We start from the raw sequence: 25,284 nt of genomic DNA, 5'->3' as shown, positions 1-25,284 counted from the left end.
GGCAAGGAAACGAGGACATTCGATGGAGAATTTCACAGGGGTCGGAGTCAGTCCCGGACGCGTGATCGGTCCTGTCCGCCACATGCCGCCGTCGGTCGGTGAACCTCCGGCAGGTGAACGTCACGACACGCCCGACGCCCCGGAGGAAGCGGTCGCCGCTCTCAAGACCGCGTCGAAGGCTGTCCAGGAGGAACTGAAGCGCAGGGCCGAGGCCGCCAAGGGTGACGCCAAGGCCGTCCTTCAGGCGACGTCCCTCATGGCCGCGGACCCCATGTTGCTGAAGTCCGCCACCAAGCTCATCAACAACGGCACCTCGCCGGCACGAGCGGTGTGGGAGGCCGGCGCCTCGGTCGCCGAGATGCTCCACAACCTCGGCGGCTACATGGCCGAGCGCACCGCGGACGTGCTCGACGTCCGTTCGCGCATCGTCGCCCAGCTGCGCGGACTGCCGGCGCCAGGCATCCCGTCGTCGGACACGCCCTTCGTCCTGGTTGCCGAGGACCTCGCCCCGGCGGACACCGCGACACTGGACCCCGCGATGGTCCTCGCCCTCGTCACCTCGGAAGGCGGCCCGCAGTCACACACCGCGATCATCGCCCGCTCCCTCGGACTCCCCGCCGTCGTCGCCGCCGCGGGCGTCGATGACATCGACGACGGCGCCGTCGTCTTCGTGGACGGTGCGGCCGGGACGATCGCGCTCGATCCCGGGGCGGACGAGGAAGCCGCCGCCGAGGCGTACAGGGCTGCCGCCGCAGCGCTGACAGTGTTCGACGGCGTCGGTGTCACCTCCGACGGACACGAGGTTCCCCTGCTGGCCAACGTGGGTGGAGCGAAGGACGCCGTCAAGGCCGCCGAGGCGAAGGCCCAGGGCGTCGGCCTGCTCCGCACGGAATTCTGTTTCCTCGGGCGCGACACCGAACCGACGGCCCAGGAGCAGGTCGAGGCCTACAAGGGCGTCTTCGACGCCTTCCCGGGCAAGAAGGTCGTCGTGCGCACGCTCGACGCGGGCGCCGACAAACCGCTGCCGTTCCTCACCGACTCCACCGAGCCCAACCCCGCGCTCGGCGTCCGGGGCTACCGGACCGACCTCACGTCTCCCGGCGTCCTCGAGCGCCAGCTCCAGGCGATCGCGGATGCCGCCTCGCAATCGAGCGCGGACGTGTGGGTCATGGCACCCATGATCTCGACCGCGGAGGAGGCGGCCGACTTCGCCAAGCTGTGCAGCAACGCAGGCCTGCAGACGCCCGGCGTCATGGTCGAGGTGCCCTCGGCGGCGTTGATGGCCGAGGCGATCCTCGGTGAGGTGGCCTTCGCGAGCCTTGGCACCAACGACCTCACGCAGTACACGATGGCGGCGGACCGCCAGCTCGGATCCCTGGCCGCCCTCAACAACTCGTGGCAGCCGGCGGTCCTGCGCATGGTCAAGCTGACCGTCGAGGGCTCAGCGGCCGAAGGGCATGCCAAGCCCGTGGGAGTCTGCGGAGAGGCAGCAGCGGACCCGGCCCTCGCCGTCGTGCTCGTGGGACTCGGCGTATCCACCCTGTCGATGACTCCGCGCGCCCTCGCGGGCGTCGGCGCCGTCCTGAACAGCGTGACCCTCGCCGAAGCGCAGCGGATCGCCGGCATCTCCGTTGCGGCACCTACTGCTGCCGAAGCGCGGGAACGGGCACGGGCCGAGCTGCCCGTGCTCGCATCGCTCGGGCTCTGACACCCGGCTGCTCGTGGCCGCAGCTCTACGGCGGTCACGGGCTGCACCGTGCCGGGAGGATCGCCGCCCCTGGCGATGCCAGCCCTTCGCCCGTACCCCGGTAGCCGAGCAACGAACAGCTCGAGCTGCGCCCAACAGATACCCTGACGCCGGGCCGTGAGCCCAGCCGGGACCGGCTTCGTCAGGCCCAGCCTAGGGCCGCACTGCCCCTGCCGCTTCCGCCGCCTCCCCGAACGCGGAGTCCTGCACCCGTCCGTCGGCTACCAGGAGGGACCAACCCCACTCGGTTGCTTCAGCCGCTCCGAGTCGCATCTCCGTATGGAAGAAGGGCGCCGCGCACAGCATCGGCGTCCCGGAGGTGCGGACGAACCACGGGGTGGGAGCGCCCGGAGTCTCTGTCGCCGCCACCATGAGGACGGACGCATCGTTCGCCCGGAGCGCGAGCCAGGACCGCTCGCTCCCCATGGCCTCCTCCTCGCTCACGGTGCCGGCACCGACCGGTGGGGTACCGACGTCCTGCCCGGCCGGCGGGGCGACCGGCGGGGCGATGATGCTCGCGCCGTCGAAGGATACGGGTAGCCGCAGGAAGAACCCTCCGTAGCCCGCGTTCGGGCGGCCCGCCGCCGTCGGGCTGCCGAACGCCAGTGGTCCGCCGCTGGTATTGGCCCAGCGGCTGCGCACGGAGGTGCGGAACCATTCGGCGCCACCGGCCTGCACCGTGCCCGCGGTCCAGGTTCGTTTCTCGACGAGGAAGGTCTTCCCGTCCGCCGCGCGCCACTCGAGCTGCTGCTCCGTCCCCGCGGGTCCGTGTCGGCTGCCCACGACGCGCTGCATGCCGTTGTTCGGCAGCTGCACGTACCCGTGCCCGTCCTGGTAGGTCGGGCCGCCCCAGAGATTGACCGGGTGCTGCTGGGCGTCAACCGTGATGTTCGAGATCGCGATGCCCAGGCCCCAGTGCCAGGGGTGGTCCGCGGGGCGGTAGTCGGCGACGTTGCGGCCAGAGGGCGTCGTCACCGGGTACATGAAGGGCCGGGGCGAGTGGCTACGGGGCTCGTCGCCGCCGTCGTGCAGGATCCCGGCCGGCCTCCCGTCGGCGGTCGTGAGCGGCGCGGGGTAGGTCACGTCGATGGTGCGGCCGCGTGGACTGCCGCCCGCGCCTCGATGACCGGAGCCGCCAGCCCTCCCCGGAGCGCGGGATCGGCGAGGTCCTCGCGTGCTACCCAGCGGCCCTCGCGGGCGGAGGCATACATGCCGGTCACGATCTCGAGCGCCCGGGCAGGGTTACCGGCGATATCCGGCATGCCGTGGCCGGCAAGCAGCGACGAGTAGATATCGGCGAACAGGGCGTCGTGCCCGCTGGGAACCTCGTGCGCGGGTAGTCGCCAGGACGCCGCCGTGCTTTCGTCCACATGGGGCGCGGGCGTGATTCTCCAGTGCGCGTGTCCGTGGCCGTACAGGTGTTCCAGCTCGATGGTCGCGTTCTCCGTGTCGATGCGGAGCAGACTCGACTCCCGCGGCGCGAGGACGGTGGACACCACCGATGCCACCGCTCCCGAGGCGAAGACGAGGGAGGCGTGCGAGAGATCCTCCGTCTCGACGTCACGCTCCAGACGCCACATGGTGGCGTGGACGGCGGACCACTCGCCGAGCAGATAGGCCAGCAGGTCGATCTGGTGGCTTCCGTGGCTGAGCGTGGTACCGCCACCCTCGGTGGCCCACGTGCCGCGCCACGGCACGGCGAAGTACTCGGCCGTGCGGTGCCAGTGCGTGTGGCACAGCGCGGAGAGGGTCCGCCCGAAGGCACCGGAGTCGAGAAGCGCCTTCACATGCGCCGCGGCCGATCCGGAGCGCTGCTGGAAGACGACGGCGAGGCCGCGCTCCGCGGCACGGCCGGCATCGAGCATGGTATCCAGCTGGGCGAGGCTGAGCGCGGCGGGCTTCTCGACCACCACGTGCGCGCCTGCGCCGAACCCCGCGGCGGTCTGCGCCGCGTGGCCACCGGGCGGCGTGCAGATGTGCAGGACGTCGAGGGGCTGGGCTGCCAGCATCTCGTCGAGTCCCGGGAAGCGCGAGGGAACCCCGTAGGTTCCAGAGAATGCCGCGAGGTTGGACTCGGTCGGATCCGCGGCGGCCACCAGTTCCACGCCGTCGATCAGTCCCAGGGCTCTGGCGTGGAGGTGCGCGACGCCCCCCGTACCCAGGATCCCTACTCGCAGGGGAGCTGTCGGGGCGGCTGGGACGCCGGCTGCGGCACTCTGCTGGGGCACGGATCCTCTTTCTGCGTACGCGGGTGTGCGGTTCGGCACACCCTAACAGAGAAAGCGCTTACCGAGTAGGCGTGGGAGCCGAGGGACGCTGAAGGGGCCGTGCGACAATGGCCCTTTGAACCGAGGGCACAGCCTCCATGGCAGGTGCCCGCACCATCAGGAGTGGAAGCGATGTCGGCACCGGCCAGCAAGAGTCCAGCGACATTGCACGACGTCGCCAGGGAGGCCGGCGTCTCGCTCGCCACGGCGTCGCGGTCGCTGAACGGCAGCGCCCGCAAGGTCAACGAATCCTACCGGCAACGCGTGGTAGAAGCGGCGCAGCGGCTCGGCTACACGACCAACCTCTTCGCGCAGGCGGTCGCGAAGGGCAGCACCACCACCGTGGCGCTCCTGGTAGCGGATATCGCCGACCCCTATTTCTCGAGTATCGCGGCAGGCGTCATCAACGCCGCGAACGAGGAAGGGCTCGTCGTGACCATCGCCGTCACCGGCCGTGACACCCAGCGCGAGCTCGATACGGTGCGGGCCCTCCGCGGGCAGCGGCCGAGGGTCATGATCCTGGCCGGTTCGAGGACCACGGGCTCGGCGTACGAGGAGCAGCTGCGGAGCGAGCTCGCGTCCTTCGAGGACACGGGCGGCAAAGTGTCCTTCATCAGCCAGGACGCCGCTCCCTTCGCCACCGTCCTTCTCGACAACCGCGGAGGTGCGCGCGACCTCGCGGTGGCACTGGCCGACCTCGGTTACCGTGACTTCGCCGTCATCGCCGGTCCACGCGAGATCAGGACGGCGCAGGACCGGCTCGAGGGTTTCGCCGAAGGACTCGCCGAGCACGGGATCCCGCTCGCGCCGGAGCGGATCGTCCACGCCGACTTCACGCGTGACGGCGGGTATCGCGGCGCCCAGGAACTGCTGGCGGCGGGAGCCGACGTCGACCTGGTGTTCGCGGTGAACGACGTCATGGCGGTGGGTGTCGTGTCGGCATTGCGCGACGCCGGCATCGAGCCCGGCAGCGGGATCGGCGTGGCGGGTTACGACGACATCCCGACGGTCCGCGACATCACGCCCGCCCTCACGACCGTCCGGATACCGCTCGAGGACGTTGGGCGCCGGGCACTTCAGCTCGCCACCGGTTCCGCCTACGACGACGGAATTCCGGACAGCGGCGAAGGCCCCGCACCCATCCCGACGGAGACGGTGCTGCGGGGCAGCACTCCCCGGCGGTAGCTCGCGATTCAGGCGCTGCCGAAATGCGCCTCGGAAAGAACGCGCGCTCGGCTAGGATGGTGTCAGCGGATCGGCGGCAACGCCTGATCGTGGTCTAGCAGAAGGCCCGCGGAGTCAGGATCGAACCTGGCATGACGTTCGGGGCAACCGATGGATCCCTTTCCCCTTCCACTGAACTGGGTGCGACCCTCGGCCGCATCCGCGGCCTGGTACTCACACAGGAGACCGCGCAGTACGCCGTGGACCTGCTGGCCCAGGTAGCGCACGAGACGATACCGAAGGCCGCAGGTGCAGGCGTCTCCCTCATCCACGAGTCACGGCGGATCAGCGTGGGAGCCACGGACATGCTGGTGAGTACGGCGGACGACCTCCAGTACAGTCTCGGTGAAGGGCCCTGCCTGACGGCATGGTCCGCACAGACAGCAGTGACCGTCGAGGACACCACCTCCGACCCCCGCTTCCCGCAGTGGAGCGGCGCCGCGGCCGAGGCCGGAGTGAGGTCCTGCATCAGCGTTCCCCTGCTGCGGGGCCGCGACTCGATCGGCGCGATGAAGGCCTACTCGACGCTGCCGGGGGCGTTCGACGAGGTCGACCGCGCCAGGCTGACACGACTCTCCGTTGCCGCGTCCGCCCTGCTCGGGCATGTTCAGACATCGGAGACGACCACCCGCATCAGCAGTGAACTCCGGAGATCGCTGCGGTCTCGGGACGTGGTGGGCATCGCCAAGGGGATCCTCATGCAGCGGGAGGGCTTGACGGAAACCGAGGCACTCACCGTCCTGACCGCCCGTGCGCGCGCCACGGGTATCCCGTTCGCTCAGCTCACCGCGGACATCGTGAACGGTCATGGTGCCCCTACGGAGAGGAACACCCCGTGATCGCCTTCCCCTACTCGGACGAACAGAGAGCCCTGATCAGTGCGGCGATCGTGGAGTCGGGCTTCTCGGTCGGCGAGGTGTGGCTCCACTACTTCTCCCTGAGTGGCGACGTCGACGAGTACGAGGTCGAGGCGTACCTGACGGGGATCATGCAGCTTCCCCAGTCCGAGTGCAACCTCCTCGCCCTCGCCGTCAACGAGCTCATCGACGAGCTGCCGCCCAGGCGGCGCGCGCCGTTCAGCGATGACCTCCTGAAGGCCCACACCGGTGCCCGGGAGATCGGCAAGGCCTGATCACGATGGAAGGTGTCGGACGCACGTCGTACCCTCGTCGCATGGCAGAGAGACCGGGATGGCACGGCATCCCACCCAGTGCTGACAGGTACGTCCCTCCCCTCCAGTGCGATGCCCCGACGGACGGCATCACCGAGCCGCTGAAGTCGCCGGCACTCTGGGTGGAACTCGACTACCCCGACGGGTCGACACGCACGATGAAGGGTTTCGCCATGGCGTGGACCGGGAGCCTGGTCCTCGCGCAGTGGATCGAGTACTCCCGGGCGCGGGAGGCATGGGTGGAGGCTTCGCGCTGCCGACGTCGGGCCATATCACCGCCAGCGACGCACGCCGCCTGAGCCCGGGCCACCGCAGGCGCCGGCCGCTCGCCTCGTAGAGTGGGGGCCATGGACACGCCCACCACACCCGCCGGGCCGGCGACTCCGCGTGGCTAGGGCCGCAGGCTGGCACGGGCTCCCGCCGACGACGCACCAGTTCATTCCTCCCCTCCAGCTCGAAGCGCCCAGGGAGGGAATCACGGAGTCCGTATCCCCTGCCCCTGCGCTCTGGGTGGACCTCGAATATCAGGACGGCTCCCGGCAGACCGTCCGCGGCTTCGCCATGGCCTGGACGACGTCGGCGGTCCTTGCGCAGTGGGTCGAATTCTCGATCGCACGGGAGGCATGGGTGCGCCCGGACCAATGCACCCGCCGCGAACTTCCGGACCGGAGCGGGCAGCCCGACTGACCCTTCGCCCTCCTGTCCCCGGACGGGTCAGGACCCTGGCCGCCGGCACCGCCCTATGATCTCCCCGCCATCGTTCGCGGGGCATTTCATGGCCGAGGAGGCACCCGGACCTGTCGTCGATCTCCTGCGGAATCCCATTCGCCGCCGGCCGGTACTGGCCACAGCCGGGCACACGACATATGCTAAGCATGCTGATGAAGTGATCAGCTGACGTATCTCACCACCTTAAGGGAGGCATGATGAGCACGAAGGTCGAAGAAACCGTTGTAGTGAATCTTCCAGTGACGACCGTGTACAACCAGTGGACTCAGTTCGAGGAGTTCCCCCAGTTCATGGGCGGGATCAAGCAGATCACCCAACTGAGCGACGACCGCCTCGAGTGGGTTGCGGAGATCGGCGGCATCCGTCGGCAGTGGGAAGCGAAGATCCTGGAGCAGGTACCGGACCGCAAGGTGTCCTGGGCAGCCACCGAGGGTGCGACCAACGCCGGCACCGTCTCCTTCGAGGACCTCGGCGGCACCACGCGCGTCAACCTCGTCCTCGAGTACGAGCCCGAGGGACTCGTCGAGAAGGTGGGCGACAAGTTGAACGTCGTCGAGAACCAGGCCAAGGCCGACCTCCAGAGGTTCAAGGAGTTCATCGAGTCCGAGAGCTACGCCACCGGCGCATGGCGTGGAGCCGTGACCGGGCAGTCGGGAACTCCCACGGTCGAGGACGCCGAGCAGTCACGCGGTGACAGCGGCAAGGCCGGCGTGTCCGGCAAGGTGGCCGCAGGAGTCGGCGTCGCTGCAGCAGCGGCGGTTGCAGGCGTCGCGGCCGCAACGGCCGGCAAGGGCAACAAGGAGGAGGAGACCGTGGTGGACACGGTCCCCGTCGTGGACTCCGCACCCGTGGTGCCCGAGACCACGCCCGTCGTCGACGACGTCGACGTCGTGGACATCGACCCTGTACCCGCCGTGGACGGCGTCCCCGGGACGGGTGTCCCCTCCGACAGCCAAGGGCTTCAGGACGACACGCTGATCAACGGCGACCCGACGGACCGCCGGGGCACTCTCTAGCATCAGCTCCACGATTGCAGTGGGCCGGGCTCTCCACGAGCCCGGCCCACTGCCGTGTCGGCCGGATGGACGGGTGTCAGCCTGCGGGAAGGACGATGTCCGTGACGGGCAGCGACGGGTTCGTCCCGAACGCGATTCCGCTCGGGCTGCCGCCGTTCATGACGATCTGCGCACCGAGCGCCGCGACCATGGCCCCGTTGTCGGTACAGAGCGACGGCGACGGAACGGTCAGGGTGATGCCCGCAGCGTCGCACCTCTCCCCCGTGAGCTCCCGCAGCCGTCGGTTGGCAGCAACTCCTCCGCCGAGGAGCAGGTTCGTGATCCCGTTCTCCCTGCACGCCAGGACGGCCTTGGACGTGATGACATCCACGACCGCCTCCTGGAAGGATGCGGCGATATCGGCCACCGGCACCTCCAGCCCGGCTGCCTCGTACTGCTCCACCGCACGGGCCACCGCTGTCTTGAGGCCGCTGAAGGACCAGTCGTAGCGGTGCGGCCCCGGGTGCTCCGCCGTCCCCATGTACTTCGGCTGGGACAACCCCCGGGGGAAACGGATCGCTTTCGGATCGCCTTCCCGCGCCACCCTGTCGATGGCAGGCCCGCCCGGGTAGCCGAGGCCCAGGATGCGCGCCGTCTTGTCATAGGCTTCGCCCGCGGCGTCGTCGATCGTGGAGCCGAGCAGTTCGACGTCGCTCGCGATATTGCCCACGCGCAGTATCTCCGTGTGGCCGCCGGACACCAGGAGGGCGCCGAGATCAGGCGGCAGTCCGCCGGCGAAGGTGCCGCCCACCATGCCGACGCCGACGTGTGCCACGAGGTGGTTGATCGCATACAGCGGCTTGCCGGTAGCGACGGCGAGCGCCTTCGCAGCGGACACGCCCACCATGAGTGCACCGGACAGGCCGGGGCCCGCGGTGACCGCGATGGCGTCGATCTCCTCGAGCGAGACCGCGGCATCGGCGAGCGCCGCCCGCAGTGTCGGCACGAAGGCCTCCAGATGCGCCCGCGAGGCGATCTCCGGGATGACACCGCCGAAGCGCACGTGTTCGTCCATCGAGGAGGACACGGTGTTGGTCAGCAGGTGCGTGCCCCGGACGACGCCGACGCCGGTCTCGTCGCAGGACGATTCGATCCCGAGGATCAGGGGTTCGGTCCGGTTCACTGCTCGTCCCCTCCGTCCGCCGGCAGCACGAGTCGCATGACCCACGCGTCCACGCCGTCGCGGTAGTACTTCTTCCTGGTGTGGATCTTCTCGAACCCGAACCGCGTGTAGAGCACCTGCGCGCGGGGGTTGTCGGCCCGAACCTCGAGCATCACGTTGTCCGCGCCTCGCCGTCGGGCCTCGTCGAGCAACTCGGCGAGCATGGCCCGCCCGATGCCCCGACCCTCGAAACGCGGCAGCACCCCGATGGTCTGGATGTCCGCCGTCGTGTCGACGACCATGAGGCCTGCGTAGCCGACCGCCTCGCCGTCGACCTCCACCACGATGTAGCGACGGGTGTCCGGCTGGAAGAACTCCGTGTAGAACATCTCCAGCGGCCAGGCGTCGGTGGGGAACAGTTCGTTCTCCAGCCGGCCGATCGTCTCGATGTCCTCGAAGGCCATGTCCCGCAGGGTGAAGCTCACGCCGTCGCCCGCTTCCGGGGGCCCGGGACCTGGGCGTCCGACTCCCTCAGGTACAGCGGCGCGGTGTCGCGCAGCGCCTCGCCCGCGAGCAGTCGTAGCCGCGCGACGCGGCCCAGCGAGGCGGCGTCGGGATCGGCCCGTGCGAACTCCGGAACTCCGTCGACGTCACCCGGGTACAGGCTCGCGGCACGCCCGACGAGGGGCTGCCCTTTCGGCAGGCCCGCCGCGGCACCGACCCGCGGTCCGTCGAGGAGCTCGGGCAGGGCGTGCCCGTCCGACGGCGCGCGGTATGCCGCCCAATACACCTCGCCGCGCCGTGCATCGGTTCCGGCGAGGAAGCTGCTCCCGACCGGAAGGCTGTCGCTCGCGACGGCGTCGAAGGCGAGGGCGTCGAGGCTCATGACCCCGTGCAGGGGTACGCCCCAGACGAAACCGAGGGTTCGCGCGGTCACGAGTCCGGCGCGCAGCCCGGTGAAGGGACCAGGGCCCACCCCGGCGACGACGGCGTCGAGGTCCGTGCCGTCCACTGCGGCCTCCGCGAGGATGCGCTGCACCGCAGGAGCGAGCACCTCGGCGTGCGAGCGGGTGTCGGCGCTGCCGAACCGGGCGACGACGACGTCGTCTCGCAGGAGGGCGACCGTGGCCGCGGCGGAGGTGTCGATGGCGAGGAGAAGCACCCGTCCAGCCTAGTCGAGCGGGAGTGCCGGCAGCCTGTCCCGCCAGCGGGGTCCGAAGCCCGAGACCGTGACGGTGCGCACCTCGTCCTCGCCGTCGTCGTCGAAATGCGTGACCAGCGTTCCGCTGGGCGCCGTGTCAGGGGTGCCACCGAGCGGACGCGTGATGTCGACGCGCAGCCAGCTGTCACTCAGGTGCTCGACCCGGCCTGCGCCCCACTCGATGACGGTGACGTTGGCTGCCATGGTCGATTCGAGATCGAGATCGTCGACGGCGGCAGCGCTCTCGAGCCGGTACGCGTCCACGTGGACGAGGCCCGGGCCGTCGCCCGCAGCGGGGTGCTGGCGGACGAGCACGAAGGTCGGCGAGATGATGCGGTCCTCCACCTCGAGCCCGCGCCCGAGTCCCTGCGTGAAGGTCGTCTTGCCCGCGCCCAGCTCACCGGACAGGACCAGGAGATCGGCGGGACGGAGGCTTGGGGCGAGGCGGGCGCCGAGAGCCTTCAGTTCCGCGGCGGAGCGGACGTCGTACGTCGCGCTCCATTCAGGCTGCGCCGTCATCGGTCATCTCCTTCCGCGGCTCCTCCAGGTACACCCGCTCCACGCGGTCGCTGATCCGGGTGACCACCTCGTAGTTGATGGTCTGTGCGGCAGCTGCCCAGTCCTCGACCGCAGGAGAGTCCGCGCCGCCGAACAGCACGGCCCGCTTGCCGAGGGGGCTGTCCGCGGAACCGACCAGGCCCGTCGTGCCGAAATCGATCACGAGCTGATCCATCGCGATCCGCCCGACCACCGGATACATCCGGCCGCCCACCAGGACCGGCGCGCCGGTGGCGATGCGGGGAACGCCGTCGCCGTAGCCGACCGGGATGAGCCCGAGGGTGGTGGGTTTCTGGGTGCGGTAGGCGTAGCCGTAGGAGACTCCCTGCCCCGCCGGAACTTCCTTGCAGTTCGAGACAGTGGTGCTGAAGGTCATCACCGGCTGCAGACCGAGATCGGCAGAGCCCTGGTCGGAGAAGGGCGAGAGTCCGTAGATACCGAGGCCCACGCGCACGAGGTCGAAGTGGCAGTCGGGTCGCGAGAAGGTCGCGGGCGTGTTGGCCAGGTGACGGACCTCGACGTCGATCCCCGCGTTCTCCGCGGCGGCGACCGCCTCACGGAATGCCTGTACCTGGAGGTCGGTCTCGGTTCGCGCGGGCTCGTCGGCCACCGCGAGGTGGGAGAAGATGCCGACGACGCGGATCAGCCCTTCCTCCTGGTATTCGACCGCCCTGCTGAGCAGGGCATCCCACTGGTCCGGCGGGCAGCCGTTGCGGCCGAGCCCTGTGTCGATCTTGAGGTGCACGATCGCGGGCCGTTCCAGTTCACGCGCGGCGGCGACGACGCGCTCCAGTTCCCACCCGGAGATGCCCAGGTCCAGCCCGTGTTCGACGCCGGCCGTGAAGTCGGTGGCAGCGGTGTGGAGCCAGGCCAGGATGGGCGCTTCGACTCCGGCCCTCCGCAGCTCGACGCCTTCGCTGACGTGGGCGACGCCGAGCCAGGCCGCACCGGCCTCGAGCGCAGCACGTGCCACCGGGATCGCACCGTGACCGTAGGCGTTGGCCTTCACGACGGCCATGACGCGGGCAGGGTGGGCGACGTCCCGCAGGTGCCGGATGTTGTGCCGCAGGGCGTCGAGGTTGATCTCTGCAGCACGTTCGGAGGAAGTCACCCGCCCCATTCTGCCAGTTGCGGGGCAAGCCCACCCGTCCTCGCACGTCGGCGAACCGACCTGACGGAACCCCCGGCGACGTGCTGATCGCATTGTGTCGGTGGCAGGCGGCAGGATCGACGGCGTGATCCACGAACTGCAGGGTGATGGGCGGTGCCGGCTCGACGGTGAGGGCAGCGTGCCCTGCGCCCGGCCCGTCGACGGTTCCCCGGTGCCGCTGTGCCCTGGACACCTGGCCACCGTCGTCGAATGGGCTGACGCCGAGTTCGGTGCCACCGATGTGCTGCCGGCGGCCTGTGCCGCCTGCGGATCGAGGATCGGTGTCCGGTACCCCTCCGGCTGGGTCTGCGCAGCCTGCGAGTGGCGACTCGGCGACGTCCTGGACGACGGCCTTCCTGCGCCCAGGGTCGACGTCGTCTACTACATCCGGTTCAGGGACCGCATCAAGATCGGCACGACGGCGAACCCCCGCCAGCGGCTCGCCCGACTCTGGCACGACGACCTGCTCGCCTTCGAGCAGGGCGATCGGCTGACGGAGCGCCGCCGGCACCAGGAATTCGCGGCGTGGCGGCTCGACCGCTCGGAGTGATTCACGGCGTCACCGGCGCTCGAGGCTCACGTGGCCCGGCTTGCTTCCGGCGTCGAGGATCCCTGGGCGCGCTACGCGCGATGGCTCGGCGAGGCGGCAGCCCGGAGGGCATGAGCACTACTTCCGATCCCGCGGGCGGCCTCCACCCCGTTCCCGAGGCGGAGCGGAGGCCGGCGGGCTACACCCGGACGCGACCCTGCAGGGTGGCTGCGGGTCCCAGAGTCAGCTGAGGTCCGCGATGAGCGCCGACGCCGCGCAGTCGCGAATGCCGTTGATGCCGGCAACAGCGGTGTCCTTGTCGTCATAGGGTTCGCTCGTCACCAGGGTGGCGCCGTCGTCCCCTGTCAGCCGGAACCTGAAGTGTTCCTCTTTACGGTAGAGCTCGAATCGTCCTGCCACGCGGTCCTCCTTCGTCGAGAAGCGCTGCGCCCCTGCGGACTGCAGGTGGGTCACGGTAACCCTCACGCCGACAACGCCGTCACGCCCATGAAACCCGCTACCGTTTCCCGAAGCAACAGGAGGTGTGACGCAGCGTGGCCTTGCAACCCGGCGCCGGGCTGTCGGCGCTCGCCGTTCCGCGCCGCGACCTCGATCCGTACCTCGCGATGGTGGGGGTTCGGTGCGCGTCGCGTGGTCGACCTCGGCTGCGGCACCGGCGTCGATCCGGTCACCGGTCGTCGGCCTGATCCCCCCGTGGCTCGGGCGGGCGCGACGACGGTGAGGCATCCGAGTGTCGTGCGATCGTCGCCGTAGCCCTTCGCACCGCCTCGATGGGAACGTCGGACACCAGGTCCTCCAAAAAGGCGTACCGGCGCAGCCACTGTTTGCGGACGCCGTCGCGCCCTGTGTTGACCCGATGCCACCAGTCCGCGATATCGCCCCAGCCGGGCGCAGCCAGCGAACCACCGACGTGCTGCACGGAGAGCGAGGCGCAGAGATTAGCGAAGCTGAGCCGGTCCGCGAGCGGGAAGCCTGCGAGGTCCCCCATGACGAAGGCGGCCCCGAAGCAGTCGCCGGCTCCGGTCGGATCGAAGGCGGACACGGGCAGGGCAGGCACCCACTCCTCCTCCCCCGTGAGCGAGTCGATGGCCATCGCGCCCTGCTGTCCGACGGTCACCACGGCCACCGGCACGTGGTCGGCGAGCGAGTACAGGGCGGCCCAGGGATCATCGGTCCGGGTATAGGCCATGGCCTCGGTCGCATTGGGCATGAACGCGTAGAAGTGCTCCAGCGAGGCCAGCGTCTCGGGCGCCCACTCGCCCGCCGGATCCCAGCCCACGTCCCCGAAGAGCTTGGTGCCGCCGGCCGCGGCCGCGCGCGCCCACGCCTCCACCTCCTGCTCCACCCCGACGACGGCGGCGCGGCACGACGGCGGCGTCCCGATCAGCTCCGAGGCACGCAGCGGTGACGGGTGCCCGTGCGTGACCATCGACCGGTCGTGGTGCACCGAGAGGGACACCGTGACCGGGGAGTGCCACTGCCCGAACACCCGCGACCGCGAGAGATCGACATGCTCCTGGTCCTGCAGCACGTCCCAGTTGAACTGCCCGTACCCGTCGTCGCCGAAGGCTGCTGACAGCGTGGTCCGGAGTCCGAGACGGCTCGCGGCGATGGCCTGGTTGGCGATGCCGCCGGGGCTGGACCCCATGCCGTCGGTCCACACCTCCGTCCCAGGAGACGGCAGCTGTTCGAGCCCCGTGAAGATGATGTCGAAGAACACCTGCCCTGCGAGCAGGAGGTCGAACTCCGGCCCGTCCGGACTGCGGGTGGCCGCCAGTGGATCGAAACGGTGCTGTTGGGACATGTACGGCACAATACTTGCAAGACCGCGGGATGCGGGCGCATCAGCCCGGGACGATCAGCGCACCACGGTCACGACGACGCCCCTGGCGGTTGCCACTGCCACGACGACGGAAGCGGAGCGAGCCTTGCCATCATCGAGCGGACCCGGCGCCACCCTGGTCATCGTCGGCGGCGGAGGCTTCCGCGTTCCCCTGATCCACCGGGCCCTGTCGGACGGGCCGTTCGCCGGGCTGGTGTCCGACGTCGTCCTGGTGGACGCCCTGCCCGAACGGGCGCACGCCATCGCGCGTGTACTCGAAGCCCTCCCCATGATGCCTGGAAGGCCCTCGCCGTCCGTGCGCGTGGACACCCGGTTGGAGGACGCCCTGCCCGGAGCCGACATCGTGTTCGCAGCGGTGCGGAGCGGCGGAGCAGAGGGTCGCATCCTCGACGAGCGGGTGGCACTGTCCGCCGGTCTGCTCGGGCAGGAGACGGTCGGCGCGGGCGGTATCTCCTACGCCCTGCGGTCCATCCCGGACATGATGCGGGTGGCCGGCGCGATGCGCGAGCTCGCCCCCGACGCGTGGCTGATCAACTTCACGAATCCGGCCGGCATGGTCACGGAGTCCCTCTCGACGGTCCTGGGCCCCAGGGTCATCGGGATCTGCGACTCGGCGTCGGGACTCGTGACGCGGGCCGCTCGCGCAGCCGGTGTGGACCTGCGCGGTTCCCTTGCCGGTGTCGACTACGTGGGCCTGAATCATCTGGGCTGGCTCCGCGGTCTCGGCGGTGCAGCGCACGACCACCTACCGGCGCTCCTGGCCGATCCAGCCCGCCTCGCAGGATTCGAGGAGGGACGCCTGTTCGGTCCGGATCTCCTCCGGATGCTCGGAGCCGTGCCCAATGAGTACCTCTTCTACTACTACTTCCACCGCGAAGCGCTTCGCTCCATCCGCGGCGCAGACAGGACGCGCGGAGAGATTCTCCGGGACCAGCAGCAGCACCTCTATCCCCGACTGCTCGCCGCCGAGGCGCCGCTCGCCGTCTGGGAGAACGCCCGACGCGAGCGGGAGTCCGGCTATCTCGCGGAGGCGCGCTCCGGGGATGAGGAGCGTGACGAGGCGGACCTCGCCGGCGGAGGGTACGAACGCGTGGCCCTGCAGGTGATGCGGGCACTTCTGACGGGACAGCGTGCGGAGCTGATCCTGAACCTCCGCAACGCATCGACCTTTCCCGAGCTCCCGGAGGACGCCGTCGTGGAGGTCCCCGCCGTCGTCGACTCGACCGGCGCGCGCCCTCTGCCGGCCGCCGCCCTGACCTCCCACCAACTGGGTCTCATGTCGGCCGTCAAGGCCGTGGAGCAGGACACCATCCGCGCTGCGGTCCACGGCGACCGGGATGCGGCCCTCCGCGCGTTCGCCCTGCACCCCCTGATCGACTCGTTCCACTCGGCGGCCCGGGTCCTCAGGGGGTATGAGCAGGCGTTCCCTGCGCTGGGAGCGTCCTGGTCCGGTTGACGTCCTGGTCCGCGAACATCCTCTGCTGCAGGGTCTGCGCCCCCAGTTCCAGCAACGCGGTGTCGGTGGTCGCCGCAATCCATTGGAAGCCCGCCGCCGCCAGGAGTGCAGCGCGTTCGGGAGTGCCGGCATACGCACCGGCCGGGATGCCGGCGGCACTGCACGCCTGCACTATGCGCGGCAGCGGTGCGGTCCTCTCCCCGGCAGCGAGCAGGCCGTCGACGTCGGTGCCCAGCGCGAGCGACAGATCGAACGGACCGACGAAGATCATGTCCACCCCCGGAGCTGCGGCGATGGCCTCGACGGCGTCGAGTGCGGCGGTCGTCTCGATCATCACCGAACACAGGGGAACGGCGTGCGTGCCGCCGTCGGACCCGGGCCTGTGCACGGGCCGGCTCCCGTGCAGCGGCCCCCAGCTCCGCTCGCCGTGGGGAGGGTAGCGACTTGCCGCGACCGCCTCGCGCGCGTCCGCCACGGTGCTGACGAGGGGGACGATGATCCCGTCCGCGCCGGCGTCCAGCGCCCTGCCGATCAACGCCGCATCATTGGCCGCCACCCGTACGAGCATGGGCGCCTCCGGGTGGTCTGCCTCCGAGGGAGTTCCTGAGCGACAGGTCGTCGAAGTGGCCGTGCTGCGCGTCGAGCCCCACCCAACCGACGCCGCTCCGCCCCAGCACGGTCGTCAGGCGGGGTTCGCCGAGCGTGGCCCAGGCACCCAGCAGCGGATCGTGTTCAGAAGCTACGGACGTCATCCCCCATGATGCCCTCGCCCGACGGCTCTCCGCCATGGGGGCACTCCGGATGTCACTTCCTACTGCTGCTGCCTACAGGACGCGGTGCATGATGTGGAGGCCGGTCGGTCCCGCTGTTGGGTGGACGAAGGCGCCGGGCACCGTGCCGACGATCGCGAACCCGAGCGACACCCACAGCGCGACCGCCCGCTCATTCGTCTGGACGACGGCGTTGAACTGCATCGCCGAGTAGCCCGCGGCCCGTGCTTCTTTCATGACGTGGGCTGCCAGGGCCCTGCCGATTCCCCTGCCGCCGGCCTCGGCGGCGACGAGGAAGGACGCGTTGGACACATGGGAGCCATTGCCTCCGCGGTTGGCGTGCAACTGGGCAGTACCCACCACGCGGTCGGTCCCACTGTCCACGACCACGAAGACGGTCAGCGTGGGATCGGGCCCCGAGGCGCCGGGGAGCCACTCGCGCCGGCCTGCGTCCTCGTCCATCGACATGTCCCAGCAGTAGGTCTCCCCCGCCCTGGCCACCGGCTCCATGATGGACCAGATGGCGGGCCAGTCGTCTGCCCGCGCCGTCCGGAACGCCAGCATCAGGCGTCCATCGCTCGGGCCCAGTGGCCGGTATCGGTGCCGACCGCGAATCCGCCGATCGCCAGCAGTTCGCCGCAGTGGTAGGTCATCTCCTCATCCTAGGCGAGGCGGAACGATCGGACGCGGACTCACGAGGCCACTGTCTACTGGATCCGAAGATGGCCCGACGGCGGCTCCGCCGAGGAAGCGGGCCCCTCACCGGCAGGGCGTATGGCCCGCATCGACTTGTCCCGGCCGCTGGCCTTGGCCGCATAGAGCGCCTGGTCCGCCGCGGCGATCACGGCATCGATGTCGTAGGCACCGGGACCGAGCGTAGCGATTCCGTAGCTGACGGTCGGCATCTCGAACCCGCCCGGCACCGAGTGTCCACGAAGCGCCATGCTGACGTCGCGGGTGATGTCCTCACTTCTGGCGACCGATGCACCGGGAAGAAGGAAGATGAATTCCTCGCCGCCGTAGCGCCCCACGAGGTCGGTGGACCGTACGGTCTCGATGCACGCCGCCGCGAATGCCTTCAGCACGGCGTCCCCCGCTGCGTGGCCGTGGGTGTCGTTGACCGACTTGAAGAAGTCGAGATCGGCCAGGATCAGCGTGCCGCGGGACTCGGTCCTGGCGAGGCGGTCGGCCTGCACGAGCGCGAGGTCGAGGAACCCCGAACGGTTGAGGAGCCCGGTCAGGGAATCCCTGTCCGCCCGGGTCCGAAGATCGGTAGCGATCTGCTCGGCACTGAGGGCGGCAGCGCTGAAGGCGACGACGACGAGCAGGAGCATCGTCACGAGCGTCGTGATCTCCGAGCCGAAGTAGGTGGTGAAGACATAGCCGTCCTGGCCGCCCGCCACGAAGGCCAGGCCGCGCGCCAGGTAGAGGACCGACACGAAGGCGGCTGCGACGGCCAGGGGCATCTGCACCCTGCTGTAGCTGCTGGGCAGGCGCCACAACTCCCAGGCGGCCAGACCGATGGTCAGGGACATCATGCCGAGGAACACCGGCCCGCCCGACCAGGTGTTGGTGGCCGGACTGTCGACTGCCGAGGCAAGCAACGTGATGAGGGGCGCCGCAGAGAGCTGCAGCCAGGCAGGCTCCCGGGTGCGCAGGGTCCGCGCCCCCGCCCAGACGCAGACCGCACCCACGACGATGAGCGTGTTGGCCATCGGATTGGCCCACACCTGATGGACCGTGCCGTCCAGCAGATAACCCCAGGATCCAGTGAAGAAGAACGCGACCGCTGCACACCACCACGCGCTGTAGGCGGACCGTGTCTGGCGGAACGAGACCGTGTAGAACAGCACGAAGAGAGTCACGGCGATGGCGCCGAATGCTACCCGCAGTGTCGCTAGGTCCAGATTCATGGTCTTCCTGCCGCCTCGTGCTTCCGGTGTCCCGTCACTCGCCCAGCGTCAGGATCGGCCTTCCCCCCTGGAAGGATCTCCAGCCCAGTATGCCGCAGGGGTCCGACCCTCCGACCTGTTGGCAGACCACTCCTGCCGAAACCCTTGCAGAGTCCTGACCTACGCGGAGGCCAGGCTGAGGACGAGCGACGCGTGCGGCGGCAGTTGCACCGAGTCGGCCAGCAGTCCGACGCCGTCGACCGTGGACAGCAGGATCTCGGCGTCGGCGCCCTGAAGGGGCACGGTGACCATCGCGTCGCCCAGGTTCAGGACGACGGCGGTGCTGCCGCGATGAAGCGCGATCCAGCGGTCCTCCTCGTCGAAATCGACGGAGATGCTCCCGAAATCAGGGTCCCGCAGTTCCGGCCGGGAGCGGCGCAGGCGGATGAGGTCGCGGTAGGTACCGAGCAGCTCGGCGTGGTGCCCCTGCTCCGCCTCTGCCCAGTCGAGCTTCGCCGAAGCGAACGTCTCCGGATCCTGCGGATTCGGCACGTCCTCCGGACGCCAGCCCATGCGCTCGAACTCCTTGAGCCGCCCCTCGGCCGTGGCTTCCCCGAGCTCCGGCTCCGGGTGGGAGGTGAAGAACGGCCACGGGGTGGACGCTCCGTACTCCTCGCCCATGAAGAGCATCGGCGTGAACGGGCCGAGGATGTTCAGGACAGCGGCCTGCGCCAGTTGCGCCGGGTTCAGCGTGGCACTGATGCGGTCACCGGCAGCCCTGTTGCCGATCTGGTCGTGGTTCTGGGTGGCGACGACGAGCTGCAGCGGCGAGACGCGCGACGGATCGATCTCCCGGCCGTGGTGCCGCTCCCGGAAGGACGAGTAGGTCCCATTGTGGAAAAACCCCTTCTCGAGGACCTTCGCGAGCGCACCGACGGAGTTGAAGTCGAGGTAGTAACCCTCGGTCTCGCCCGTGAGGTTCACGTGGACCGCGTGGTGGAAGTCGTCGCTCCACTGTCCCGCGAGGCCGTACCCGCCGACGTCGCGGCCCTGGATGAGGCGCGGGTTGTTGAGGTCCGATTCCGCGATGAGGAACAGCGGCTTCCCGAGCTCCTTCGCGCACTCGTCGGTCCGGGTGGCGAACTCCTCGAGGATGTGGACGGCACGCTCGTCGTGGAGTGCGTGCACCGCATCGAGGCGAAGACCGTCCACGTGGTAGTCCCGGAACCACATGAGCAGGTTCTCGACGACGTACTCACGCACCTCGTCCGACTGCGGCCCGTCGAGGTTCAGGGAGTCACCCCACGTGTTCGACATGCCCTCCGTGAGGTACGGAGCGAAGAGTCCGAGGTAGTTCCCGCTCGGGCCCAGGTGGTTGTGGACGACGTCCTGGATGACGCCGAGGCCCTTCTGGTGTGCGGCGTCGACGAAGCGCTGGTACGCCGCCGGGCCGCCGTAGGTCTCCTGGACCGCGTACCAGAGCACCCCGTCGTAGCCCCAGTTGTGCGTGCCGTTGAAGGCGTTGACGGGGAGGAGCTCCACGTACTGCACCCCGAGCTCCACCAGATGGTCCAGCCTGCCGATGGCCGCATCCAGCGTGCCCTCCGGCGTGAAGGTACCGAGGTGCATCTCGTAGATGACTCCGCCGTTCATGCCCGGCGACTGCCACGACTCGTCCTGCCATTCGTGGGCGGCGGGATCGAAGGTGCGCGAAAGCTGGTGCACGCCCTCGGGCTGGCGGCGTGAGCGGGGATCCGGCACGGGAGTGTCCGCACCGTTGACGAGGTAGCCGTACGAGACATCGCCGGTAACGGCCGGAGGGTCGACGGGGTGCCACCACCCACCCTCCGCCTGCGTCATCGGGTACTCGGTGCCGTTGGCGACGAGGGTGAGGGAATCGGCGCGGGGCGCCCAGACGTCGAAGGTCGAGCTCATGATGCGTCCTCCTGGACCAGTAGGGCTGCGGGGAAGGTTGGGAAGAGGTCGGCGGCGCGGACGGTGCCTCCGCTGACGGAAGCGCCGGTCAGCACGCAGGTGTAGGTTCCCTGCGGGAGTTCGACCGTGGTGCCACCCCACCCGCCGCGCTGCTCGAGTCCGTAGGGAAGCCGTGTGATCAGGGTGATGGCTCCCCCGCGGTCGAAGCCGAAGACGTGGTCCGCAGCCTCGCCCGAGGAGGCGACGGCCGCATAGCCGGTGAAGAACTCGGGGCGGTCACGGCGCAGCTTGAGGGCGCGTGACACCACGAGCAGCTTGGCATGGGCGTCCGGACCGATCTGAGGCAGTGCTCCGAAGTTGAGGTCCGTCAGCACCTTGCGGCGGGCGTCGTAGTCGACCTCCCGACGATTATCGGGATCGACGAGGGAGGTGTCCCAGAACTCGGTGCCCTGGTAGACGTCCGGCACGCCGGGCATGGTCAGCTGGAGCAGCTTCAGCCCGATGGAGTTGGACCACCCCGCGGCCTGGATGCGATCGACGAGGCCTGAGATGAGTGCTGCGACGGCCTCATCGTCGAAGGCGGCGTCGACGGCCGCGTGCATGCCGCGCTCGAACTCCTCGTCCGGCGCTGTCCAGTGGGTGCTGAGGTCCGCCTCGCGCGAGGCTTTCTCGGCGTAGGCGTGCGCGCGTTCCCTGCTCAGGGGCCAGGCCCCGATGAGTGACTGCCACAGCAGGGGCGCGAACGTTGGGTCCTTGATGGGTGCCAGTTCCTCGAGCTGCGCGAGGATGCCGGTCCATTCCCCGGAGAGTTCCGAGAGGACCGAGATGCGGGTCCGGGTGTCCTCGCTGCGCTTGGTGTCGTGGGTGCTGAGAGTGGTCATCGCGAGGGGGCTGTCCGTCTCGCGTTCGAGCAGGCGCCGGTGGAGTTCCAGTGGTGCGATCGAGAAGATCGCCGGGTCCGCGCCTACCTCGTTGAGCGAGACGAGCCGCGAGTACCGGTAGAACGCGGTGTCCTCGACACCTTTGGCCATGACCATGCCCGAGGTCTGCTGGAAGCGCCGCGCGAGTTCCGTGAGCTCTCCGGAGCCTTCGAGGAACGGGTTCAGGAGCGGGTGAAGCGCCGTGATCGTGTCCGCGAGCTCGGGCCGGCGCACCTGGGCGTCCCGCACCGCCTCAGCGAGGTACTCGGCGCCGCCCGGCAGGTAGCTGCGGTAGACCGGGAAGCAGGTCAGCAGCTCGGCGATGGCATCGGCTGCCGCATCGAGGTCGAGGTTCGCGCTTGCCGGGACGAGCCGTGCCAGGCGCAATACCTCGGACCGAAGGATGCCGTCCGCGATCCCGCGCTTGGTCCCGTGGATCATCTCGTGGAACGGAGCGACGGGCACGGACGCGGTGAGGGCGTGTTCCCCCGCCGAGTCGGTGAACAGCCTGTCGATGTCCGCCAGGGCGTCGTACCCGGTGGTTCCCTCCGTCGCCCAGTCGGCCGGTAGCTTCTCGCCCGGCTCGAGGATCTTCTCCACGAGGACGTAGGCTCCGCCCGTCAGCGTACGAAGGTCCTCGAGATAGCCCTTCGGGTCCGCGAGCCCGTCGGGATGGTCGATGCGCAGGCCGTCCACGAGGCCCTCGTCGAACCACCGCTTGACCTCGCTGTGGCTCTCCTCGAACACCCACGGCACCTCGACGCGCAGGCCTGCCAGGGTATTGACGCCGAAGAAGCGCCGGTAGTTCAGCTCGCTGTCGGCGCGCCGCCAGTTCACCAGCTCGTAGTGCTGGCGCGCGTGCACCTCGGCACCCGTATCACCCGGATGCGCCGTGCCCTCGGCGATCGGGTATCGGTTGTCGTAGTAGCGCAGTTCGCCGTCGACGACCGAGAGCTGGTCCAGCTCGTTCTCGCCGTCGCCGAGGACCGGGATCCGGATACGCCCGCCGTTGGCGTCCCAGTCGACGTCGAACGCGTCCGCCATGCGCGAGCTGCGGCCCTCCTTCAGGAGCTGCCACCACCAGGCGTTGTCGGCGGGCGTCTCGATGCCCATGTGGTTCGGCACGATGTCGACGAGCACTCCCATCCCGGCCGCCCGGGCGGCCTCGCTGAGCGCAGCGAGGCCACCCGGTCCGCCCCGGTCGGGGTCCACGGTGGTGGGGTCCGTCACGTCGTAGCCGTGGCCCGACCCCTTCTCCGCCGTGAGGATCGGCGACAGGTACACCCAGTCCACCCCGAGGTCGTGGAGATACGGCACCAGGGCGGCTGCCCGATGCAGGTCGAACTCGCTCCGGATCTGTAGCCGGTAGGTCGATTTCGGTGTCAACACGTGGAAGTCCTCCTGGACGGGGTTGGCTGGGTGTATCTGGCGGGGCGGTGCTGGGTGCTGCTAGGCGGTGCCGGTCTTGGCGGTGACCTCGTTAGCGAGGATCGCGAGGGACGCCGCAACCGAGTGGTCGAGGTCCTCGACCTCGGAGTGCGCCCGCAGGACCACCATGGACTTCCCCTCGACGGTGACGACCGCGCCCGCCGGGATGGCCGCACTGTCGGCGTACTTGCCGGCGGTGTCGATCACTTCGTCCCACGACGTGCCGTACTCGTCGGACGGGACCGTGAAGTCGACGGCCTCGTCGTGCGCATTGAAGTACAGCAGGAAGTTCGCGTCGACGATCCGCTGGCCGCGTGCGTCGCGGCCCTGGATGCCCTGGCCGTTGAGGAAGACGCCGATCGAGCGGCCGAAACCGCTGTCCCAGTCCTCGGGGGCCATGAGCTCGCCCGTGGTGTCGAGCCACACGATGTCCGGCAGGGCCTCGCCCTCGCCGCGACGGACCGGCCGTCCGTCGAAGAACCGGCGACGGCGGAAGGTTGGGTGCTCGGACCGCAGGCGGTTGACTGCAGCGGTGAATTCGAGCAGGGGCTGGTCCATCTTGTCCCAGTGCACCCAGCTCAGTTCCGAGTCCTGGCAGTAGGTGTTGTTGTTGCCCTCCTGCGTCCGGCCGAGCTCGTCACCGTGCAGCAGCATCGGCACACCCTGCGACAGCAGGAGCGTCGCGATGAAGTTGCGCTGCTGGCGCACGCGGATCGCGAGCACCTCGGGGTCGTCCGTGGGGCCCTCGACACCGCAGTTCCACGAGCGGTTGTGCGATTCACCGTCGTTGTTGTCCTCGCCGTTGGCCTCGTTGTGCTTCTCGTTGTAGGACACGAGGTCGCGCAGCGTGAAGCCGTCGTGGGCGGTGACGAAGTTGATCGAGGCGACGGGGCGACGCGCCGAGTGCTCATAGAGGTCCGCCGAGCCGGTGAGGCGTGAAGCGAACTCCCCGATGCTGGAGGGCTCACCACGCCAGAAGTCGCGGACGGTGTCGCGGTACTTGCCGTTCCACTCGGTCCACTGCGGCGGGAAGTTGCCCACCTGGTAGCCGCCGGGTCCGACGTCCCACGGCTCCGCGATGAGCTTCACCTGCGAGACCACCGGGTCCTGCTGCACGAGTTCGAAGAAGGCCGAGAGACGGTCCACCTCGTAGAACTCGCGGGCGAGGGCGGAGGCGAGGTCGAAGCGGAAGCCGTCCACGTGCATCTCCGTGACCCAGTAGCGCAGGGAGTCCATGAGCAGCTGCAGGGAGTGCGGGTTGCCGACGTTGAGTGAGTTGCCGGTGCCTGTCGTGTCCATGTAGTACTGCTTGTCGTCCTCCACCAGGCGGTAGTAGGACGCGTTGTCGATACCGCGCATCGAGAGCGTCGGCCCCATGTGGTTGCCCTCGGCCGTGTGGTTGTACACGACGTCGAGGATGACCTCGATGCCCGCGAGGTGCAGCTCGCGCACCATCGCCTTGAACTCCTGGACCTGCTCGCCCTGGTCGCCCGTGGAGGTGTACTTGTTGTGCGGCGCGAAGAAGCCGATGGTGTTGTAGCCCCAGTAGTTCGAGAGGCCCTTGTCCTGCAGCGTGCTGTCGTTCACGAACTGGTGCACGGGCATGAGCTCGATGGCCGTCACGCCGAGCTTCTGCAGGTGCGCGATGACCGAGGGGTGCGCCACGCCGGCGTAGGTGCCGCGCTGCTCCTCGGGGACGTCCGGGTGGAGCTGCGTGAGTCCCTTGACGTGGGCCTCGTAGATGACGGACTGGTGGTAGGGCGTCCGCGGCATGCGGTCGCCGTCCCAGTTGAAGAACGGGTTGACGACGACGCCGAGCATCATGTGCGGCGCGGAGTCCTCGTTGTTGACGGAGTGCTCGTCGCCGAAGTTGTAGCCGAACAGCGCCTGGTCCCAGTCGAGGTCCCCGGAGATCGCCTTCGCGTAGGGGTCCAGGAGGAGCTTGTTGGGGTTGCAGCGGTGTCCCTCGGCCGGGTTGTTAGGGCCGTGGACCCGGTAGCCGTACTTCTGTCCGGGGGTCACGTGGGGGAGGTAGCCGTGCCAGACATAGCCGTCCACCTCCTTGAGCTCGACGCAGGTCTCGTTGCCGTCGTCATCGAAGAGGCAGAGGACGACGGACTCCGCGATTTCGCTGTAGAGCGCGAAATTCGTTCCCGTGCCGTCGTAGGTCGCTCCCAGGGGATAAGCATCGCCGGGCCATAGTTCCATGAGTTCTCCTTGTGTCTTCTGCCGGGGCCGCCACCTGGACGGCCTCGGTGTTACTCGCAGGCTTCGGGGTCCTGGTGC

At 69.3% G+C, this 25,284-nt stretch carries 25 protein-coding genes; 9 read left to right on the top strand and 16 right to left on the bottom strand.

Annotated elements, in window-relative coordinates; translation table 11 throughout:
- Window positions 1-22: 22 nt before the first annotated feature.
- Window positions 23-1,708 carry a phosphoenolpyruvate--protein phosphotransferase gene (gene ptsP / locus FDK12_RS01005; RefSeq protein WP_137367829.1) on the top strand — a complete coding sequence of 562 codons (1,686 nt, stop codon included), beginning with the start codon at window positions 23-25 and terminating at the stop codon, window positions 1,706-1,708.
- 192 nt (window positions 1,709-1,900) lie between these two features.
- On the opposite strand, the gene FDK12_RS01000 is transcribed toward ptsP, so the two are convergent.
- On the bottom strand, window positions 1,901-2,830 hold the full coding sequence (locus FDK12_RS01000; protein WP_189636218.1) for a DUF6807 family protein: 930 nt from the start codon (window positions 2,828-2,830) through the stop codon (window positions 1,901-1,903).
- Entirely contained in the window at window positions 2,827-3,975 is a 1,149-nt protein-coding gene (locus tag FDK12_RS00995) for a Gfo/Idh/MocA family protein (protein WP_189636217.1), read from the bottom strand. The genes FDK12_RS01000 and FDK12_RS00995 overlap by 4 nt, the downstream gene beginning before the upstream one ends.
- 171 nt (window positions 3,976-4,146) lie before the next feature.
- Between FDK12_RS00995 and FDK12_RS00990 the strand changes: the two genes are divergently transcribed.
- The 6 genes from FDK12_RS00990 (at window position 4,147) to FDK12_RS00965 (ending at window position 8,154) form a co-directional block, all read left to right on the top strand.
- On the top strand, window positions 4,147-5,199 hold the full coding sequence (locus FDK12_RS00990; RefSeq protein ID WP_137367827.1) for a LacI family DNA-binding transcriptional regulator: 1,053 nt from the start codon (window positions 4,147-4,149) through the stop codon (window positions 5,197-5,199).
- A gap of 131 nt (window positions 5,200-5,330) precedes the next feature.
- Window positions 5,331-6,077, top strand: coding sequence for a GAF and ANTAR domain-containing protein (locus tag FDK12_RS00985; RefSeq protein WP_137367826.1), 747 nt, complete (start codon window positions 5,331-5,333; stop codon window positions 6,075-6,077).
- Window positions 6,074-6,370, top strand: a complete 297-nt coding sequence (locus FDK12_RS00980) for a hypothetical protein (protein WP_137367825.1) — start codon at window positions 6,074-6,076, stop codon at window positions 6,368-6,370. Before FDK12_RS00985 ends, FDK12_RS00980 begins: the two co-directional genes overlap by 4 nt.
- A gap of 41 nt (window positions 6,371-6,411) precedes the next feature.
- Window positions 6,412-6,708, top strand: coding sequence for a hypothetical protein (locus FDK12_RS00975; RefSeq protein ID WP_137367824.1), 297 nt, complete (start codon window positions 6,412-6,414; stop codon window positions 6,706-6,708).
- 88 nt (window positions 6,709-6,796) lie between these two features.
- Window positions 6,797-7,096, top strand: a complete 300-nt coding sequence (locus FDK12_RS00970) for a hypothetical protein (RefSeq protein WP_137367823.1) — start codon at window positions 6,797-6,799, stop codon at window positions 7,094-7,096.
- 269 nt (window positions 7,097-7,365) lie between these two features.
- A complete protein-coding gene (locus FDK12_RS00965; RefSeq protein WP_411266137.1) occupies window positions 7,366-8,154 on the top strand; it encodes an SRPBCC family protein in 789 nt (262 codons plus the stop codon).
- Between the two features lie 76 nt (window positions 8,155-8,230).
- On the opposite strand, the gene tsaD is transcribed toward FDK12_RS00965, so the two are convergent.
- Genes tsaD through alr form a run of 5 tightly spaced genes read right to left on the bottom strand, consistent with a single transcriptional unit; the run spans window position 8,231 to window position 12,174 of the window.
- Window positions 8,231-9,316: a tRNA (adenosine(37)-N6)-threonylcarbamoyltransferase complex transferase subunit TsaD gene (tsaD, locus tag FDK12_RS00960; protein WP_137367822.1), complete on the bottom strand. Its 1,086-nt coding sequence runs from the start codon at window positions 9,314-9,316 to the stop codon at window positions 8,231-8,233.
- Window positions 9,313-9,759 carry a ribosomal protein S18-alanine N-acetyltransferase gene (rimI, locus tag FDK12_RS00955; protein WP_137368230.1) on the bottom strand — a complete coding sequence of 149 codons (447 nt, stop codon included), beginning with the start codon at window positions 9,757-9,759 and terminating at the stop codon, window positions 9,313-9,315. Before rimI ends, tsaD begins: the two co-directional genes overlap by 4 nt.
- 17 nt (window positions 9,760-9,776) lie before the next feature.
- Window positions 9,777-10,457: a tRNA (adenosine(37)-N6)-threonylcarbamoyltransferase complex dimerization subunit type 1 TsaB gene (gene tsaB / locus FDK12_RS00950; protein WP_137367821.1), complete on the bottom strand. Its 681-nt coding sequence runs from the start codon at window positions 10,455-10,457 to the stop codon at window positions 9,777-9,779.
- A gap of 9 nt (window positions 10,458-10,466) precedes the next feature.
- Window positions 10,467-11,015, bottom strand: coding sequence for a tRNA (adenosine(37)-N6)-threonylcarbamoyltransferase complex ATPase subunit type 1 TsaE (gene tsaE, locus FDK12_RS00945; RefSeq protein WP_137367820.1), 549 nt, complete (start codon window positions 11,013-11,015; stop codon window positions 10,467-10,469).
- Complete coding sequence (alr, locus tag FDK12_RS00940) at window positions 10,999-12,174, bottom strand: alanine racemase (protein ID WP_137367819.1); 1,176 nt, start codon at window positions 12,172-12,174, stop codon at window positions 10,999-11,001. Before alr ends, tsaE begins: the two co-directional genes overlap by 17 nt.
- 91 nt (window positions 12,175-12,265) lie before the next feature.
- Here alr and FDK12_RS00935 point away from each other — a divergent pair, with 91 nt between their 5' ends.
- Window positions 12,266-12,754 (top strand): GIY-YIG nuclease family protein, encoded by a 489-nt coding sequence (locus FDK12_RS00935; protein ID WP_317616696.1) that lies wholly within the window; start codon window positions 12,266-12,268, stop codon window positions 12,752-12,754.
- 222 nt (window positions 12,755-12,976) lie between these two features.
- Here the strand turns inward: FDK12_RS00935 and FDK12_RS14995 are convergent, their stop codons facing one another.
- On the bottom strand, window positions 12,977-13,207 hold the full coding sequence (locus FDK12_RS14995) for a YegP family protein (protein ID WP_189636216.1): 231 nt from the start codon (window positions 13,205-13,207) through the stop codon (window positions 12,977-12,979).
- Window positions 13,208-13,421: 214 nt separating this feature from the next.
- The gene (locus FDK12_RS00925; protein WP_137367817.1) at window positions 13,422-14,558 is read right to left on the bottom strand and encodes a PfkB family carbohydrate kinase; all 1,137 of its coding nucleotides are present in this window, start codon (window positions 14,556-14,558) and stop codon (window positions 13,422-13,424) included.
- Here FDK12_RS00925 and FDK12_RS00920 point away from each other — a divergent pair.
- Window positions 14,557-16,053, top strand: a complete 1,497-nt coding sequence (locus FDK12_RS00920) for a 6-phospho-beta-glucosidase (RefSeq protein WP_137367816.1) — start codon at window positions 14,557-14,559, stop codon at window positions 16,051-16,053. The two genes, FDK12_RS00925 and FDK12_RS00920, sit on opposite strands and share 2 nt — an antisense overlap.
- Here the strand turns inward: FDK12_RS00920 and FDK12_RS00915 are convergent.
- From FDK12_RS00915 to glgX, 7 genes are all read right to left on the bottom strand, one after another.
- Window positions 16,001-16,621 carry an HpcH/HpaI aldolase family protein gene (locus FDK12_RS00915; protein WP_137367815.1) on the bottom strand — a complete coding sequence of 207 codons (621 nt, stop codon included), beginning with the start codon at window positions 16,619-16,621 and terminating at the stop codon, window positions 16,001-16,003. The two genes, FDK12_RS00920 and FDK12_RS00915, sit on opposite strands and share 53 nt — an antisense overlap.
- A complete protein-coding gene (locus FDK12_RS00910; protein WP_189636215.1) occupies window positions 16,596-16,841 on the bottom strand; it encodes a hypothetical protein in 246 nt (81 codons plus the stop codon). The genes FDK12_RS00915 and FDK12_RS00910 overlap by 26 nt, the downstream gene beginning before the upstream one ends.
- Before the next feature lie 36 nt (window positions 16,842-16,877).
- On the bottom strand, window positions 16,878-17,387 hold the full coding sequence (locus FDK12_RS00905; protein ID WP_137367813.1) for a GNAT family N-acetyltransferase: 510 nt from the start codon (window positions 17,385-17,387) through the stop codon (window positions 16,878-16,880).
- Between the two features lie 143 nt (window positions 17,388-17,530).
- Window positions 17,531-18,736 carry a GGDEF domain-containing protein gene (locus tag FDK12_RS00900; RefSeq protein ID WP_137367812.1) on the bottom strand — a complete coding sequence of 402 codons (1,206 nt, stop codon included), beginning with the start codon at window positions 18,734-18,736 and terminating at the stop codon, window positions 17,531-17,533.
- A gap of 159 nt (window positions 18,737-18,895) precedes the next feature.
- On the bottom strand, window positions 18,896-20,650 hold the full coding sequence (treZ, locus tag FDK12_RS00895) for a malto-oligosyltrehalose trehalohydrolase (protein WP_137367811.1): 1,755 nt from the start codon (window positions 20,648-20,650) through the stop codon (window positions 18,896-18,898).
- A complete protein-coding gene (gene treY / locus FDK12_RS00890) occupies window positions 20,647-22,959 on the bottom strand; it encodes a malto-oligosyltrehalose synthase (protein WP_137367810.1) in 2,313 nt (770 codons plus the stop codon). The genes treZ and treY overlap by 4 nt, the downstream gene beginning before the upstream one ends.
- 60 nt (window positions 22,960-23,019) lie before the next feature.
- Complete coding sequence (gene glgX, locus FDK12_RS00885) at window positions 23,020-25,206, bottom strand: glycogen debranching protein GlgX (protein WP_137367809.1); 2,187 nt, start codon at window positions 25,204-25,206, stop codon at window positions 23,020-23,022.
- Window positions 25,207-25,284: the final 78 nt, after the last annotated feature.

It is taken from the genome of Arthrobacter sp. NamB2 (genome assembly GCF_005281365.1).
Classification (GTDB): Bacteria; Actinomycetota; Actinomycetes; order Actinomycetales; family Micrococcaceae; genus Arthrobacter_D.
Note: the sequence above shows the minus strand (reverse complement) of the source record. Positions and strands in the feature narration are given on the sequence as shown.